The 18,129-nt window shown below is 67.3% G+C and carries 9 protein-coding genes; 3 read left to right on the top strand and 6 right to left on the bottom strand.

Features of this window, described 5'->3' with window-relative positions; genetic code table 11:
• The 4 genes from ON32_RS23870 to ON32_RS23855 all read right to left on the bottom strand — a co-directional run.
• Nucleotides 1-3,180 (bottom strand): type I polyketide synthase (locus ON32_RS23870; RefSeq protein WP_040793266.1); only part of this gene is annotated, 3,180 nt, incomplete at its 3' end.
• 126 nt (nucleotides 3,181-3,306) lie between these two features.
• Entirely contained in the window at nucleotides 3,307-9,498 is a 6,192-nt protein-coding gene (locus ON32_RS23865; RefSeq protein ID WP_217998107.1) for a type I polyketide synthase, read from the bottom strand.
• 1,333 nt (nucleotides 9,499-10,831) lie between these two features.
• A complete protein-coding gene (locus ON32_RS23860; RefSeq protein WP_083874750.1) occupies nucleotides 10,832-12,073 on the bottom strand; it encodes an NAD(P)/FAD-dependent oxidoreductase in 1,242 nt (413 codons plus the stop codon).
• 67 nt (nucleotides 12,074-12,140) lie between these two features.
• Complete coding sequence (locus tag ON32_RS23855; RefSeq protein WP_040793264.1) at nucleotides 12,141-12,620, bottom strand: RrF2 family transcriptional regulator; 480 nt, start codon at nucleotides 12,618-12,620, stop codon at nucleotides 12,141-12,143.
• 370 nt (nucleotides 12,621-12,990) lie between these two features.
• Here ON32_RS23855 and ON32_RS29115 point away from each other — a divergent pair, with 370 nt between their 5' ends.
• Nucleotides 12,991-13,140, top strand: coding sequence for a hypothetical protein (locus tag ON32_RS29115; protein ID WP_157224316.1), 150 nt, complete (start codon nucleotides 12,991-12,993; stop codon nucleotides 13,138-13,140).
• 47 nt (nucleotides 13,141-13,187) lie between these two features.
• Here ON32_RS29115 and ON32_RS23850 read toward each other — a convergent pair whose 3' ends face one another.
• Entirely contained in the window at nucleotides 13,188-14,015 is an 828-nt protein-coding gene (locus ON32_RS23850) for a mycofactocin-coupled SDR family oxidoreductase (RefSeq protein ID WP_040793263.1), read from the bottom strand.
• 261 nt (nucleotides 14,016-14,276) lie between these two features.
• Here ON32_RS23850 and ON32_RS23845 point away from each other — a divergent pair, with 261 nt between their 5' ends.
• Nucleotides 14,277-15,503: a cytochrome P450 family protein gene (locus ON32_RS23845; protein WP_051133615.1), complete on the top strand. Its 1,227-nt coding sequence runs from the start codon at nucleotides 14,277-14,279 to the stop codon at nucleotides 15,501-15,503.
• 168 nt (nucleotides 15,504-15,671) lie between these two features.
• Here the strand turns inward: ON32_RS23845 and ON32_RS23840 are convergent, their stop codons facing one another.
• A complete protein-coding gene (locus tag ON32_RS23840) occupies nucleotides 15,672-16,124 on the bottom strand; it encodes a hypothetical protein (RefSeq protein WP_040793268.1) in 453 nt (150 codons plus the stop codon).
• Nucleotides 16,125-16,308: 184 nt separating this feature from the next.
• On the opposite strand from ON32_RS23840, the gene ON32_RS23835 reads away from it, so the two are divergent.
• On the top strand, nucleotides 16,309-18,129 hold a 1,821-nt coding region (locus tag ON32_RS23835), incomplete at its 3' end, for a RecQ family ATP-dependent DNA helicase (protein WP_040793267.1).

The raw sequence follows: 18,129 nt of genomic DNA, 5'->3' as shown, positions 1-18,129 counted from the left end.
GCCGGGGAACCGGCACCCTATTCCGACGATCGCGATCGGCTCCTCGGACGCGACACCACCCACCACCTGCGGGACAGCGGGGACCGTTCCTTCCAGGCGTTGCCGCAGCAACCGCGCCACCGCCGTCGGGGTCGGGTAATCGAAGATCAACGTCGCCGGCAACTCCACCCCGGTCACCGCCACCAACCGGTTACGCAGTTGCTGCCCGCTCAACGAATCGAACCCGAACGCGGTGAACGCCCGCTCCGGATGAATGGCGGCCGCCGAATCATGACCGAGCACCACCGCCGCCTGCTCGGCCACCACCCCCAACACCAACCCGTCACGATCGCGTTCGGCGACAGCCATCAACCGCGACGCCAGGGCTCCCGCCACTGTCGAGCCGCCGGCATCGGACGCCATCGCCCCCGCGTCGAGCGTCCCACCCGACTCCTCGTCCGTCACCGGATCGCTAACCGCCCCACCCGACCGATCCGCGATCAGGCCGGACGCATCCCCCGGAACCCAACACCGCCGCCGCTGAAACGCGTAGGCGGGCAAATCCACCCAGGCGCCCGAGCCGATCCCACCGGCCGACCCCTGACCCGCGGGACCGGATCCCGCGAGGTCCAACACCACATCCAATCCCGCGCAGTACGCCTGTGCCGTGGCGGCCGCGAGCCGATCGGCGCCGCCCTGCTCGCGCCGCAGTGTGCCGAGAACGGCCACCTGCCCGGATCGACCGATCGAGTCGGCCGTCACCTCGATCGCCGAGCACAGCACCGGGTGTGGACTGATCTCGACGAAGGCGTTCATATCGGAACGCAGCAATGCCTCGATCGCTTCGGCGAACCGCACCTCACTGCGCAGTCCTCGATACCAGTACTCGGCATCCAGCCCGACGGTGTCCACGAATTCCGCGGTCACCGTGGAGAAGAACGGTATCGACCCGCTTCGGGGCCGAATCGGCGCCAGATCGGTCAGCACCCGTTCCCGAATGCGTTCCACCGCCGCCGAATGCGATGCGTAGTCGACCGGAATTCGCCGGGCCCACACACCTTCGGCCGCACAACCGGCGAGGAATTCGTCGAGCGCGTCGGCCGCACCCGACACCACGGTCTGTCCCGGGGCGTTCACCGCCGCCACCGACAAACGGTCCCCGTAGACGGCGAGCCGCGGGGCGAGTTCGGATGCCGCGAGCCCCACCGATGCCATACCGCCCGACCCCGCGAGCATCTCCGCGACGGCCCGGGACCGCAATGCCACCACGCGCGCACCGTCGGCCATCGACAACCCGCCGGCCACCACCGCCGCCGCGATCTCCCCCTGGGAATGGCCCACCACGGCATCCGGTCGCACTCCGCGCGCCTGCCACACTCGGGCCAGCGACACCAACATGGCGAACAGCGCCGGCTGCACCACGTCCACCCGGTCCAACGAGGCGGCTCCCGCCGCTCCCCGCACCACATCGGTCAGCGACCACTCCACGAACGGCGCCAGCGCCGCTTCGCATTCCGCGATCGACTCGGCGAACACCGGTTCCGAATCGAGTAGTTCGGCGCCCATACCGAGCCACTGACTGCCCTGGCCCGGGAAGACGAACACCACGCGCCGCCCCGCGGCACGACCGGTCACCGCCACGGATTCGAGCTCGGGGGCCGCGGTCGGGTCGATCAATGCGGTCAGTCCGGCGTCCAGCTCGGCGATATCGCGGCCGACGACCGCGCCGCGCCACTCCAACGGCGTCCGGGTGTGCAGCAGGGAATACGCGATATCCGTGGCGCGGGCCTGCGGCCGATCCGCGAGCCATGCGCGTAGTCGGGCCGCCTGGTCCCGCAGGGCCGCCGGACTCTGCCCGGACAGCACCCAGGTCAGCGGCCGGGCCTCGTCCGCCCCGGGGGTCGGTTCGGCGGTGACCGTCGCGGGGGCTTCCTCCAGGATCAGGTGCGCATTCGTGCCACCCATACCGAACGACGACACCCCGGCCCGGCGCGGTGCGGTGTCCTCCGGGGAACCGGGCCAGCGCCCGGTGTCGGTTTGTACCCGCAATCCCAGCTCGTCGAGGGGTATGCGCGGGTTCGGCCGAGCGAAGTTCAGGCTCGGCGCCAGTTCGCCGTGTCGCAAACAGAGGGCGGTTTTGATCAGGCCGGCGATTCCGGCAGCGCCTTCCAGATGCCCGATATTGGTTTTGACCGAGCCGACGGCCAGCGCGGACCCCGCACCGCGCTCGTCGGGGGCGACCCCGGACCGCGCGGCCCCGTAGACCCGGCCGAGCGCTTCCGCTTCCACCGGGTCGCCCGCCGGGGTTCCGGTGCCGTGCAGTTCGACGTAATCCACCGACGCCGATTCCACTTCGGCCGCCGCGAGCGCGTCCCGGATAACCGATACCTGCGCGGATACGCTCGGTGCGCTCAACACCCGACGTTCGTTGCCGGTGTTGACCGCGCTGCCGCGGATCACCGCGTATACGCGTCGTCCCGCCTCGAGGGCCCGCGCCAAGGGCTCGAGCACGACGAAACCGCCGCCTTCGCCCCGGACCGTTCCGTCCGCGCGTTCGTCGAAGGTGTAGCACTTCCCGGACGGTGAATGCGCGCCGAACTGTTCGTAGCGTTCGCCGCTCAGCGGCGAGAGGATGAGGTTCAGACCACCGGCCAGGGCGACATCACATTCCCCGCGGCGCAGCGCATCGCATGCCAGGTGGACGGCGACCAGTGAGGAGGATTGGCCGCTGTCGACGACGAGACTCGGCCCGGTGAACCCGTAGTAGTTGGCGATCCGGTTGGCCGCCACTCCCCGGCCGAAGGCCCACAGCGAGTGCCGGCTCATACCGGCGCGCCCCCGGGCGGCCGCTGTTTCGGCGAAATCGGTTCCGGTCGCTCCCAGGAAAACACCCGCCCGGGCGCCGTCGCGATGCCGATATCCCGCGTCTTCCAATGCCTCCCAGCTCAGTTCGAGGCCGAGCAATTGCTGTGGATCGATCGTGCGCGCCTCATTGGGCGGTATGCCGAAGAAATCGGCATCGAATTCGGTTGCCGTGTCGAGGAATCCGGCCGTCTCGTCGATTCCCGGACGATCCGCGGGCGCGGAACCGATGGCGTCGCGTCCTTCGCGCAGCAACTGCCAGAATTGTTCGAGATCGCCGGCACCCGGCATCCGGGCCGACATACCGACAATGGCGATGGCGTTCGCCGATTCGACCATGACGTTTCCCCTACCTCATCTACTCGGTGCCCGGCACCGCGCTGCGAAGACTTCGACCGGCCCTGTCCACCGCCGTGACAAACCGGTGGATTCGCCGGATCACCGGTTGCGGCCCATCGGCACGGCTCATCGGTCGGCCCTGTCGTCGGCCGGACCATCGGCCAGGTGGTTCAGCCACTCCCGCAGCCGCGCGGCCACATCCGGTGCCGCCGCGTCGATGGCGGAGAGGTGGTCGGCGGCTATCTCGACCGTGCGACCTCGGTGCTGCCAGGCCGGGACCGGTTCGTCCAGATGCAACCCCGGCATGGTGGTGGTGGCCCGAAGCACCAAGGTGGGCGCGGGAATCGACCGGGCCGGGCGGTCACCGTAGATCCGCGCGTAGTGGGTCATCACCACCAGGGCACGGTCGTCGACGGAGATCAACTCGTGGCCGCTGTCGAGCGCCAATCCCAGGGCGCTGGCGAAAACGGCCCGGTTACCGTCCTCGTCGTCGGGCGAATAGGTGTCCAGCATCGCGACACCGAGCGGGTTTCTGCCGCGCTCGGCGAGCCGGCCGCCGAGCCCGTGCGCGATCGCACCACCGATCGAGTAACCGATCAGCAGGAACGGATCGGCACCGACGGTCTCGAGGGTGGTGTCGGCCAGATGATCGAGCAGCGCGTCCCAATCGGTCGGCAAGAAGTGTCCGGGTCGGGTCCCGGGCAGCCATAGCGCGGACACACCGAATTCGGCCCCGAGTTCACGTGCCAGACGACCGAACTGGTGCGGTCCGTTGCCGATCAGGAAGGACGGCACACAGATCACCCGCGGACCGGCCCCACCCCGAGACAGCAGCATCGGTTTCGGTGGCGCCACGTCATCCGGCGCCTCGTCGAAGGCGACGGTGAGTCGGGCGGTTTCCATCAACATCGGCAGGGCGGCATTCACATCGCCGCGCCGATGCGCCGCCACGACCAGTTCCGTGAGGCTGCCGCGTGGACCGGTGGAGGTGGGTGCCGGAACCGGTTCGTCCGTAACCTGCTCGGCGCCGGCCAGTTGCGCGCACAGTGTCTCGGCGACCGCCGCGGCGGTGGGATGCTCGAACACCAGCGTCGACGGCAGGGACAACCCGGTGATCGCGGCGAGCCGGTTTCGGAACTCCACTCCCCCCAGGGAATCGAATCCGAGTTCGGCGAAGAGCGCATCCGGGTTCACCGCATCGGCCGAACTGTGCCCCAGGACGGTGGCGGCCAGCGACCGAACCTCGTGCAACACGATGTCGTAGCGGTCGGATTCCGGTGCCATCGACACCCGCCGGGCGAGCGAGTCGCGTTCCTCGACGGACCGAGCGGCCACGGGAACACGCACGATATCCCGCAATACCGCCGGCAGGGCCCCGGAGTGGGCCAGCGCACCGAGCGCTTCCATATCGAGCAGTGCGGTCAGTACCAGCGAATGGTCGGTGGCCAGGGCTTTGTCGAAGAGTCGCAGGCCGGGTTCCGGGGTGAGCGGCACCAGCCCGAGCCGGGTGCGGATCTGGCGGACCACATGTTCGGCCCCTTCCCGACCGAGCGCGCTCGCCATGCCGATGGTCCACAACCCCCACGCCAGGGAATGCGCGGGCAGACCGGATTCCCGACGGTGCCGGGCCAGGGCGTCCAGGAAACCGTTCGCCGCCGCGTAGTTGCCCTGTCCCTGCCCGCCGAGCAGGGGCGCGGCGGAGGAGAACATGACGAACGCCGAAAGATCGTGGTCACGGGTCAGTTCGTGCAGATTGAGCGCTGCGTCGACCTTCGGTCGCAGTACCCGATCCATCTGGTCGGCGGTCAGCGTCTCGATCGTGCCGTCGTCGATCACACCGGCGCTGTGCACCACGGCGGTCAGCGGATGCTCGGCCGGGATACCGGCCAAGAGTTCGCCCAGTTCCGCGCGGTCGGCGACATCACAGGCGGCGACACCGACCTCGGCGCCCGCGGCGGTGAGTTCGGCGACGAGTTCCGCCGCCCCTTCGGCGGCCGGCCCGCGCCGCGACACCAACAGCAACCGTTCGACCCCGTGCGTGGCGACCAGATGCCGCGCCACCAGGGCACCCAGCCCGCCGGTGCCGCCGGTGATCAGCACCGTTCCGGGGCCGAACGACACCGGTTCGGTATCCGGGGCGGCAGCACGCACCAGTCGGGGCACCAGCGCCTCGCCACCGCGCAATGCCACCCGCGGCTCACCGAGGGCCACGGCCTGCCGGACCGCGTCGACGGTAGGCGCCGTGGCTCCGTCGAGATCGATCTGGACGATTCGACCCGGGTATTCCGACTGCGCGCACCCGACCAGCCCGGACACCGCCGCCGCGGCCGGATCGCAGGCTCGGCCGGGAATCGTGGCGGCATTGCGGGTGAGCACCACCAAGGTGGCCGCCTCGGTGCGCCCATCCGCCACCCAACCGCGCACCGCGGTCAAGGCCGCGTCGACCCGCACCCGCGCGATCTGCGCGGCGTTCCCGGCCGCCGGTGTCGCGTCCGAGTGCCAGACGACGATATCGGGGACGGTCGGTGCCGCGAGCACGGCACCCAGATCGGAAAAGGTTTCGATACCGTCGGACGCCGCCGAACCCGAAATCTCCACCACCCGCCGCGACCCGGCGGCGGGCAGCGACACTTCCGTCCACCCGAGGGTGTAGAGGGGGACAGCGGCGCTGCGGGCCCGATGCAGGGTCTGCGTATCGACCGGACGAGCTCGGACGGCATCGATCGTGACGACGGGCGCCCCGGCGCCGTCGACGGCATCGACCCGAACGGTGCCTTCGTCGACGCGGCCGACCCGCACCCGCACGTTCCCGACCGCTTCGCGATACAGCCGTATCCCCGCGTAGGAGAACGGCAGGGGCACCCGACCGGCGTCGGTGTCGGCGAGCCGATCCAATGCCGGGTGGAAGGTGGCGTCCAGCAATGCCGGATGGACGCGGTACTCACCCGCTTCGAGACCCTCGGGCAACACCACGTCCGCGTACACCTCGGTCTCGGATGTCCACGCGGCACGCACACACCGGAAGGCCGGCCCGTAACCGAAACCCATCTCCGCCAACCGCTCGTACAGCCGCGTCGGATCGATCGGTTCGGCGGCGGCCGGTGGCCACACCCCTGTATCCCGGTTCGGCTCGCCGCCGGTCGCGCCGGCGGGGGCCAGCACCCCCTTGGCGTGAACAACCCACGGCACGTCGTCACTGTGGGCGTCGGAGACGGTTCGCGAGTGCACCACGAACCGTCGGCACCCGGCGCCGTCGGCGGGTTCGACGACAACCTGCACGTCGACCGGGGTGTCGTCGTCGAACAGCAGCGGAGATTCCAGCACCAGTTCCCGGATCTCGCGCACACCGACACGAGCACCGGCGTGCAATGCCAACTCCACGAATCCGGTGCCCGGGATCAGCACCGATCCGAATACGACGTGGTCGACCAACCAGGGGTGGGTGCGCGTCGAAACGCATCCGGTGAACACCCATTCGTCGCGGCCCGCCACCGGCACCGCCTCGGTGAGCAGATGACCCGACGACCGCACCGCCACGGTGGGCAGCGGATCCAGCCAATACCGCTGCCGTTGGAACGCATAGGTCGGCAGGACGACGCGACGGATCTTTCGCCCCGCGAACAACGGCCGCATATCCATCCCGACACCCGCGACGTGGGCCTGCGCGAGCAGGGTCACGACCTGGTCGGCCTCATCGGTCGAGCGGCGGGACGCCGCCGCCACCAGGGATCCGGCTTCCACATCGGGGCGGTCGGCCAGACATTCTCGTGTCATCGCGGTCAGCACCGCGTCGGGTCCCACCTCCACGAAGCGACGCACCCCCGAGTCGACCAGCGCGTCCACCCCCGCCGCGAACCGCACACACCCGCGCACCTGGTCCACCCAGTAGCCGGGGTCGGCGAGTTCGGCGCCGGCCACGGAACCGGAAACATTCGACACGACCGGAATCAATGGCGACCGGAAGGTCAGTCCCTCGGCGGCGGTCCGGAACTCGGACAGCATCGGCTCCATAAACACCGAGTGGAATGCGTGGCTCACCCGCAGTCGGGAACTACGGACTCCCGCATCGGCCAGCAGTTTCTCCACCGCGTCCACGGTGTCCACGGCACCGGAGAACACCACCGACGAGGGGCCGTTGATCGCCGCGATCGACAGTCGGTCGGGGTATTGCGCCAGGATTTCGACCGCGCGGGTCTCGGGGATCGCCGCCGCGAGCATCGCCCCACCTGTCGGCAGGGCGCCCATGAGCCGCCCCCGCGCCGCTACCAGTGCACACGCGTCCGACAGCGACCACACCCCGGCCACATACGCGGCCGCCAACTCCCCGATCGAATGCCCGGCCAGCACGTCCGGGGTGAGGCCGAACGATTCCAGCAGCCGGTACATCGCGACCTCATAGGCGAACAGCGCCAGCTGGGTGAATTCCGTCCAGTTCAGCGATTCCGCCGAATCCTCGGCGAACATCAGCTCCCGCAGCGACCGTCCCAGCAGCGGATCGAATTGGGCGCACACCTCGTCCAATGCCGCCGCGAACACCGGAAACGCGCGGTACAGGCCGGCGCCCATCCCCGGCCGCTGCGCGCCCTGACCGGTGAAGAGAAACGCCGTGGTACCCGTTGCGGTTCTGCCGCAGACCACGCCGCCCCCGGAACCACCGGAGGCCAACTCCGCCAGCCCGGCCAGTATTCGATCCCGATCACGGCCCACCACCACGGCGCGCCGGTCCCACTGGGTTCTGGTCTCGATCAGGGCCGAGGCCACATTCCACAGATCCTCGGTGGGGTTGTCGACCAGCCACTGCCGTAGTCGTCGCGCCTGTGCTCGCAGCGCATCGTCGGTTTTCGCCGATATCGGCAGCGGCACCGCCGACACCCGAACGGGCGCCGTGCCTTCCGCCGCGTCCTGCTCGGCCGGAATCGCAGGTGCTTCCTCGAGGATGACGTGCGCGTTCGTGCCGCTGATCCCGAAGGAGGACACCCCCGCCCGGCGCACCCGCCCTTCCGCTGCCGGCCATGGTTCGGCCTCGGTCAATACCCGCACCGATCCCGCCGACCATTCCACATACGGCGACAGCTCGTCGGCGTGCAGGGACTTCGGCAGTACCCGATGCCGCAATGCCTGCACCATCTTGATGACACCGCCTACCCCCGACGCGGCCTGCGAATGACCGATATTCGATTTCAAGGACCCGATCCGCAGCGGCTCGGAGCGATTCTGTCCGTATGCCGCGAGCAGCGCCTGTGCCTCGATCGGGTCCCCCAGCGCCGTCCCGGTCCCATGCGCCTCCACCGCATCCACATCCGTCGGCGACAATCCGGCATCGGCCAGCGCCGCCGCGATCACCCGCTCCTGCGACGGACCGTTCGGCGCGGTCAGACCGTTGCTCGCCCCGTCCTGATTGACCGCCGAACCTCGGACCACGGCAAGGACGTTGTGTCCGAGCCGGCGCGCGTCCGACAGCCGCTCCAGCACCAACACTCCCGCGCCATCGGCCCAGGCCACCCCGTCCGCGGCCGCGGAGAACGACTTGCACCGCCCGTCGGGGGCCAGACCCCGCTGCCGCGCGAAGTCCAGGAACAGCGTCGGCGTCGCCATAACGGTCACCCCGCCCGCCAGGACCAGCGAGGTCTCCTGACGCCGCAGAGCCTGGCACGCCAGATGGATCGCCACCAGCGACGACGAACAGGCGGTGTCCACCGTGAGCGCCGGTCCTTCCAGACCCAGCGCATACGACACCCGTCCCGAGGCCACACTGCCCGCCGAACCGATGGACACATACCCCTCGGCGGCCGGCCCCGAGTCCTTGGCGATGGTCCCGTAGTCCTGGTAGGCGACGCCGGTGATCACTCCGGTGTCACTGCCCCGCAGGGATGTCGGGTCGATCCCGGCGTGTTCCAGCGCCTCCCAGGAGACCTCCAACAGCAGTCGCTGCTGCGGGTCCGTCGCCGCTGCCTCGCGGGGACTCATACCGAAGAATCCGGCGTCGAAATCCCCGGCATTGCGCAGGAACCCGCCCTCGCGGGTGTAGATCGTGCCGAACCGATCCGGATCAGGGTCGAACAGTTCCGCCGGATCCCATCCCCGGTCCTCGGGTAATGGCCCGATCGCATCGGTTCCGGTCGCGACCAGTTCCCACAACTGTTGCGGTGATTCGACGCCACCCGGGTACCGGCAACCCATTCCCACGATCGCGATCGGCTCGTCGAGCCGGTCCCTCAACCGGGTCAGGTCTTCACGCGTCGTCATGAGCTCGACGGTGACCTTCTTCAGATACTCCAGCATGCGCTGATCGGACGAACCGCCACTGTGTGTGTCCACGTTTCCCATCCCGGGGTTTACAAGGTTGCCGAAGTAGCCCGGTACCGCGAATTGCGATACGGGCGACAGAGGGGAACTACCGATATCGTTCGGTCAGACGCCGGTTGTGAGCAGACGATCGCGGGAAACGGTCGGGAACACGTTTCCGCGCATCATGCCCCGGGCCGGCGAAACACCGGCGAAATCGGATTTCAACCCGACGTCACGAACGAGAAACGTATTCGTCCATTCCATTCACCGAGACGAAAGGAATGTCCGACCGTGGTCTGGCGATTCCACGGCCCGATTCCGACCGTGAGCGTCCTACTTCCCCCTTGCCGATCAGGCGAAATCATCACTCACTCAATCTTTCTTCACCAAGGGCAGGACACAGGACGTTTGTCCAACTGCGCTGAGGGTTAGCCTGCCGGCCGGCATCGCGTTGCGCAACCGTTCTACATCACTTCGGATTCGACAGGATCGAAGCGTCGAGCAGATCTCGAGACCCAGAGATACCAACCGGAAGGATTGTTCTGCACCCGGCGCGGCTCGTGCGATATCACCCGAACCACCCGCCGCCTCGCGTGCGACATTCCACCACCTCCACCCGAGGATCCATCCGACAGAGCCCCGCTACTAGGCGGAACGGCAACTCTCCCTGCCACGCCCAGACCCTACACTCACCACCACCCCATTGAAAACCGACCGGTAACCCCGTAAAGAACTCAACCCGCGACGCCTTCTATCAAGCCCATGGTTCCGATAAAGCAATGAGCATCGAACTCGAGCACAACTACTTAAGTGGTTGCAATGCGCTTACCTAGGTAGCCGATGCGCGCCCACCAATGTGGTAGCCAGAAAGTTGCCGCTGATGTCTCGCCGAGGGCGATCGTCGACCAAATTGCAGCTCTGACAACACATTCCGTCGCACCAGCGCACCTTCCTACGACCAAAAACATTGGAAACAAATAATGTCGATCAGAAGACGGACTACCGAAATCATCGAACAGGTTCAACTACAATGGAGCTCGGCACGCACTCGTCGAATTCGCGGTTTCGATCCGGCCATCGAGAGCGCATAGCACATCGAAGGATGGTCGCTTCGATTCCGGTTCCGCCGGGCCCGGATACCGCCCGACCCTTTCGAAAACCGGCCCGGGAAACTTCTCTAGGTATTCTCTAGGTATACGGATGCGACATTCCATGAGCGACATCTCTCGGAACCATCGCGTACCGTTCACGAGGAGAGCGGCACGACCGATCGAGTTCGACCCGACCCGCCACACCACTGCGACCGACGCCGTTTCCCGGGTGCGGTACGCCCACCCCGCACCGCACACCGACCCATCGCCCCTCACTCCACGGATGGAGCCGCCTGCACTCGTGGAGCACGGATCTGCCGGACCGAGAAACGGTAATCGGCCTGGCGCAGCAGTTCGTCCGGATCGTCGGTGGGTGGATAGATCCACAACTCGTTCACCAAACGCTTACGCGCCTTGGCGACATCTCCGACAGCGACGACATCACGCGCCCACCCATTGGTGAACACCGCTCCCCCGGGCCCCAGGTCGAGGCAGGTGACATAGGGTGTCGCCGCGAACGGCGCCACCGGCAGACCCAACAGATCGGCGGCCGCGTTGTGTCCCGCGAATTTACCGAGTTGCAGAGCGTGCTGACAGCACTGCAACACCTGTCGCCCCGGTTCGGCCATCGCGGCGGCGGTATCGCCTGCCGCATAAACCCCCGGCACACCGACGACCTGCAGATCCTCCCCCACCTCCAGCCGACCCAGCCGATCTCGACCACCGGGGATATCGGCGGTGAGCGGACTGGCCTGCACTCCCGCCGTCCAGATGACGGTGCGGGCCGCGAGGTCCGTGCCGTCGGAGAGGATGACCCGATCCGGCGACACCGCCGTCGGACTCACCCCGAGTCGTCGCTCCACACCGATGGCCGACAAGGCGGCAAGGATATGCGGTCGAGGCCCCGGGCCGAGATCGGGCCCGATGGTATCGGCTCGCTCCACCAGGACGATCCGAACCCGCTCGCCCGGCGCCCGAACCGCGACCATGGCGCCGAGACGATCCATCAGTTCGGTGGCGATCTCGAGGCCGGTGAAACCCGCGCCCACCACGACAACGGTGAAACGCCCCTCGCTCGGCGGCAGATCCGGTAGGCGGTGCAGATGCGCCTCCAATGCGGCGGCCGTCGGGAGAGTATCCACATCGTGCAGTAGGTCGGCACCCGGAAGATCGGGCCGGACGATTTGGCTTCCGGTGGCGAGAATCAATCTGTCCCAGTCGATTTCCCCACTGCGGCCGTCCCGCCCGACGACACTCACCCGGCGGCGCGCGGTATCGATCCCCGTCACGGTGGCCGCGACCCGCCGCACCCCGATGGGCCCCAGAATCCGATCCAACGCCACCCGCATGCGGTCGGGTTCGGCCTGATACAGGCGCGGACGCACAACCAGATCATCTCCGGGGTCGATCAGGGTAACCGGCAGCTCACGCCCCGCGCTCCGGGCAAGTCGCACCGCACCCGCGGCACTCCACACACCGGCGAATCCTCCACCCACCACCACAATTCCGGACATGAACTCACTCCTCGACGATCAGAGATATTCGGCAGGGTTGCTTCCGCCGTTCGTTTCCCGGCCGGAATCAGGTACCCGAACTCGCGAACCCCCGCCGGGTGCGCTCCGCGGAGCTCTCGGGAGCTCCGGCGACAAGGTCTGCAATGGTCTGCGCGGCCAACTCGCGCCGCCACGCCAACTCCGCGCGACGCATGGCCATCGCGATCCCGCACGGCTTGGCGAACTCCGCACCCGCCGTGCGGCCGCTGCGCCCCCGGCGGCGGATCTCGGTGCACCGGAACGGGTCCACCCCGCCCTCGACGGCTGTCACCACATCGAGCAGCGTGATGCGCTCCGCCGGTCGAGCCAGACCGAAGCCGCCCCGCACCCCGGGAACCGAGGTCAGAATTCCGGCGCGCACGAGAGCCTGCAGACGCTTCTTCAGATACTCCACCGGCAGGTCGAACCAGGCGGCCAGCCGGGCGATCGGCACCGGCCACTGATCCTCGAGCCACGCCAGCGTTACACAGCAATGCAGGCTCCACTCGACGCCTTCGCCCATCTTCATAAAAGGGATATTAGATATCCCGATTAGTCGTCGCAATAACGATCTCGGTGTTCGCCACCGACCGCCCGATCACCCGAGGCGCGTCACCACCCGAATCCCGCCTCGATCACGAGCGCCGTACCACCACCACTCACCCCGCTCCAGACCATGACGGCATCCCGGCCGCCCGCCACGGCGGCGACAAGTCCGCCGATCGCGGGCCGGGGAATGCCACGGCGGCGGCCAATCCCACTGCCGAAGCACCCACGACCAGTGGAAATGCTCGTACCCTGGTCAGATGTGAGCCAGATCGCCGTTGCGATAGGGGTTCTCGACGCGATAACGGGTAGCCGGTCATCGACAGCGGCACACACTCTCGAAGGAGGACGCCGTGCACACTTCCACCACCGCACCGGAGATTCGTCGACACGACTCCCGCCGTATCGTGCCGAACTTCGGCACCCCACGCTCCGCGGGCGTACTGATACTGCTCTGGATCGCACTGATGGCCGCCCTCAGCGTGATCCTGGTCCTCTTCTGACCACCCGAAGGTCGAGCGCCCGAACGAAACCGCCGTACCGCACCGGTCTACAACGCCCCACCGGCATCGATCAGTTGCGTGGTCCCGGTGATGTATCGCCCCTCGTCGGAAACCAGGTGCAAAACGGTGGCGGTGATGTCCTCCGGCTCGAGCACGGTCACGGGGAGCCGGTTGAGAGCCCGCGCCGCCTCCTCGAAATCGGCGCGATCGGGGTTCTCCAGATCCGGACGGAACAGCCGGTAGGTGGCCTCGTTGAGGACCATACCGGTCGCCACGGTTGTCGGATGTACAGTGTTAACTCGTATTCCTTGCGGGGCAAGCTCTTTCGCCAACACCTTCATCAACATGACCAACCCCGCCTTGGACGCGGAATAGTGCGCGGTGTTCTCGTTGGCATAGACGGCGGCCAAGGAACTGATGATGACGACCGACCCGCCGCGCCCCCCATCGATGATCCGCGGCACCGCTGCCTTCAGCGTCTTCCACACCCCGGTCAGATTGATATCGATCATGTCCTGCCAGGTTGCCTCGCTCATCTCCAGCGTCGGCGCCGGACTGGAGATACCCGCGTTGGCGACCACGATGTCGAGCCGCCCGAAGTCCGTCACACCGGCTTCGACCGCGGCGGCGAGAGCGTCGTAGTCGCGAACATCGGCGTCCCGGGCCACGATTCGCCGTCCCGTGGCCTCTACCTGTCGCACCGTTTCGGCCAGATCATCCGCGCTCGCCAGCGGATAGGGCACGCTCTGCACGCTCGCGGTGGTATCGATGGCGATGATATCGGCGCCCTCGCGCGCGAATCGCACCGCATGACTGCGTCCCTGACCCCGCGCGGCTCCGGTGATGAATGCAACCTTCCCGTCCAACTTGCCCATGGGCCCCTCCATATTTCACCCTGACGGTTATCGGTCGCCAGTGAAAGTTATGACCAATTCCGGATACGACACAGAATATGACGTCGACTGTCAAAAGTCGATTGATGGCAATGCCCTCCCACCAGCGAAAAGTTAAGTGGACAAACATCTTTGGTGATGTCTTATGATCCGGTGACCCGCAACGCCGCGGCACCGGCCATAAGCACTCCGGCCGGGTTTTCGTTCTTCCCCATCGAAATCCGACAGTGCTTGGAGCAGATTGTGACCACGTCACCGGGGCCGCTGTCGCCCGGATCAGCCGAACAGCGACGAGTGCCGCTGTACTCCCCCGAATTCACCGCCGACCCCCTTACCGCCTATCGCGAAATGCGCGCCCGATACGGCACATTGGTACCGGTCGAACTGGCACCCGGCGTCCCCGCCACGCTGGTGCTCGGATACCGCACGGCCCTGAACATCCTCAACGATCCGGCTCGTTTTCCGGCCGATCCCCGGCTCTGGCAGCGAGAGATACCCGAAGACTGCCCGGTACTGCCCGTCCTGCAATGGCGCCCCAATGCGCCGCGCAGCGCGGGAGCCGAACACCAGCGCTACCGTGAGGCCATCGTCTCCGCTCTCGGGGCGGTCGACCTGCACGGCCTGCACAATATGGTGGAGCGAATCGCCGTCCCGCTGATCAACTCGTTCTGCGCGGACGGTCGGGTCGATCTGGTGAGCCGATATGCATTCCCACTCACCTTCGAGGTCATCAACACCCTGCTCGGTTGCCCGCCGGACATCAGCGAGAAAGCGGCCGTGGCCACGGCGGCGATCTTCGACGGCGTCGACAGCGAGAAGGGCAACATCATGTTCGCCGAGGCGATCACCGAGCTGGTCGAGTTCAAACGCGCCGAGCCCGGCAACGACATCACCACCCGATTGCTGAACCACCCGGCCGAACTCGACGAAGAAGAGATGCTCCACCAGGTGGTATCGCTCTACGGCGTCTGCATGGGGCCGATGCAGAGCCTGATCATCAATACCTTGCGGTTGATTCTGACCGACGACCGATTCGGTGACGATGTGATCGGTGGTGCGCTGCCCACCCGGGATGCCCTCGACGAGGTGTTGTTCGAGGACCCGCCGCTCCCCAACGCCAGTGTCACCTACCCACGGCAGCCCATCCTGATCGACGGGGTCTGGCTACCCGCCCATCAACCGGTGGTTATCAGCCTCACCGGATGCAACCACGATCCGGAAATCGGCACCGGCGACCACACCGGTAACCGCGCCCACTTGGCCTGGGGCGCCGGACCACACTCCTGCCCCGCACAGTCCCTCGCCTATCTGACCGCCCAGGACTCCATCGATCAACTGCTCGACGCGCTGCCCGAAGTGCGGCTCGCGGTACCGGTCGAGGAACTCGAGTGGCGGCCGGGGCCGCTGCACCGCACTCTCGCGAGTCTGCCGGTCACCTTCCCACCGTCGTCACCGTTGCCCGTCCACTGACGCCCTCGGGGCTCGTCTTCATCGAAATACCACCCCTCCGGGGCAGTGGGCCGTGCTCGATCGGCGCACTGCCCCGGAGACAAGAAAGATCGGGACAGCGACGAACACCGTATTTCCGGTTCTCGCCGACCTACTACGGACATCGGACCCGAGAACGTCCGAGTGACCTCATCGCGGCCTCGCCTCGTGACCGGGAAGACCGTTCGTGCGACGCGCTTCCTTCATCTCGGCCTCGTAGACATGACGGCGACCTTGTAGCAGGGCGTCACGAACCTCGCGTTCGATACTGCGAAACAGGTCGTAGTAGCCGTCGTCGTACTCCTCGACGATCTGGAAGGTCCACCGACCCGACAGGACATTGCGACCGACCAGCTCGGTCGAGATCCGGTCGGCGATCCGATCGTGACCCGCCTCCCGGAACAGCTCGGCCGCCCGCTCCAACGCGAAATCGGCACCCCCGGTCAACTGGTGGAACGTGTACAGGTGCCCACGCGCTCGCTCGGTTGTCTCCAATGCTTCCGAGAGTTTTCCGGCGGCCGCGACGGTGGTGTCGTCGACATTCGCCGGTCGCCGATGCCGCTCGGCGGGGCCGTCGCTGCTACCGGACCGATCATCTGTCATACCCATAGGCTATCGACCCGGGTGGGTGAATACGGCCACCCGCGCCGAGCGTCAACCCACCGCGATGGATATCGATCCGCACCATGCCGGCCACATCCACGGAACCGACACCCGGAGGCGGTTCGACACCGACCGGTGGGGCGTGGCCCCGCGGATGTCGGTGAGCCCATGCAGTATGGAGCGCATGACTACGGCACCCGGCGATACCACCGTGGCCACCGGCGTGGCGACGACGGAACTACGTGAACGCGCCGAGGAACTGCTCCGTGAGCTGGCGGGCCCACAGGCGCGGCTACGCGCGGAGCAATGGACCGCGATCGAGGCCTTGGTCCGGCATCGGCGCCGGGCATTGGTGGTGCAACGCACCGGGTGGGGTAAATCCGCGGTCTATTTCATCGCGGCGAAGCTGCTGCGTTCGACCGGACACGGGCCGACGGTGATCGTGTCCCCTCTGCTCGCGCTGATGCGCAATCAGGTCGCGGCGGCGCACCGGGCCGGGGTGGTGGCGGCTACCATCAATTCCGGCAATGTCACCGAGTGGGACGATATCCACGACCAGGTGGCAGCCGGCACGGTCGACGTACTGTTGGTCAGCCCCGAACGGCTGAACAATCCGGACTTCCGCGACCGGGTACTCCCACGACTGGCGGCCGACGCAGGGCTGGTCGTGATCGATGAGGCGCACTGTGTATCGGACTGGGGTCACGATTTCCGACCCGACTATCGACGTATCCGAACCCTCATCGACGACCTGGGCGTCGACGTCCCGGTGTTGGCCACCACGGCCACCGCCAACAACCGGGTCATCACCGACGTGGCGGCCCAGATCGGTACCGACACCCTGGTACTCCGGGGCGGCCTGGACCGGAAATCGCTGCACCTGTCGGTACTGCGGTTCGACGACACCGTGGAGCGCACCGCCTGGTTGGCCGGCCACCTGCACGATCTGCCGGGTTCCGGGATCGTCTACACCCTCACCGTCGCCGCCGCACACGATCTCGCCGAGGTGTTGAACGCACAGGGCCATCGCGTGGCCGCCTATACCGGCCGGACCGACCCGGCCGAACGCGAGATATTGGAAACCGCCCTCCTGAACAATGAGGTGAAGGCCCTGATCGCCACCTCGGCGCTGGGTATGGGATTCGACAAACCCGACCTCGGCTTCGTGGTGCATGTCGGCGCGCCGTCGTCGCCCATCGCGTACTACCAGCAGGTGGGCCGCGCGGGCAGGAGCACCGACCACGCCGAGGTGGTGCTGCTGCCCGGCCCGGAGGACACCCGGATCTGGAGCTACTTCGCCTCGGTGTCCTTTCCACCCGAGCACATCGTGCGCTCGGTGTTGGCCGTGCTCGATACCGAGCGAGCGCAGTCGACGGCCGCCCTCGAACCCGTGGTGGAATTGAACCGCTCCCGACTGGAGATGGTCCTGAAGGTGCTCGACGTGGACGGCGCGGTGCGGCGGGTTCGCGGCGGCTGGGTGGCCACCGGCGAACCGTGGCACTACGACACCGAACGGTACGCCCGACTGGAAGCCGCCCGCACGGCCGAACAACGGGCAATGCTCGACTACCAGACCACCACCGGCTGCCGGATGACATTCCTGCGCACCCAACTGGACGACCCGGAAACGGCCGACGCGGCCCCCGAGACGATCACCTGTGGTCGATGTGACAACTGCACCGGCATCCACCGCGACACCACCGTCGACCCCGACGTACTCGCCGCCATCCGCACCCGCCTCGACCGTCCGGGGATCGATCTCGCCCCACGCAAACAGTGGCCGACCGGGATGAACAAACTCGGAATCCCCCTGGCCGGGAAGATCACCGACGGCGCCGAACCCGGACGTGTCCTCGGCAGGCTCGGCTCCCTCGGCTGGGGCCCACGACTGCGCTCCCTGCTCGACGGCCCCGACGCGCCCGTACCCGACGCGGTGGTGCAGGCATGCGTCGCCGTGCTGCGGGAATGGGATTGGGTCGAACGACCGACCTCCATACTGGCCATG

This window comes from Nocardia paucivorans NBRC 100373 (assembly GCF_000308675.1).
GTDB lineage: Bacteria > Actinomycetota > Actinomycetes > Mycobacteriales > Mycobacteriaceae > Nocardia > Nocardia paucivorans.
This window is presented reverse-complemented; position numbering and strand designations above follow the sequence as displayed.

Bases quoted from the DNA above. Each gene is read 5' to 3' on its own strand.
- ON32_RS23860 (WP_083874750.1), bottom strand. From the start codon at position 12,073: ATGTCCGGAATTGTGGTGGTGGGTGGAGGATTCGCCGGTGTGTGGAGT.
- ON32_RS23850 (WP_040793263.1), bottom strand. From the start codon at position 14,015: ATGGGCAAGTTGGACGGGAAGGTTGCATTCATCACCGGAGCCGCGCGG.
- ON32_RS23855 (WP_040793264.1), bottom strand. From the start codon at position 12,620: ATGAAGATGGGCGAAGGCGTCGAGTGGAGCCTGCATTGCTGTGTAACG.
- ON32_RS23840 (WP_040793268.1), bottom strand. From the start codon at position 16,124: ATGACAGATGATCGGTCCGGTAGCAGCGACGGCCCCGCCGAGCGGCAT.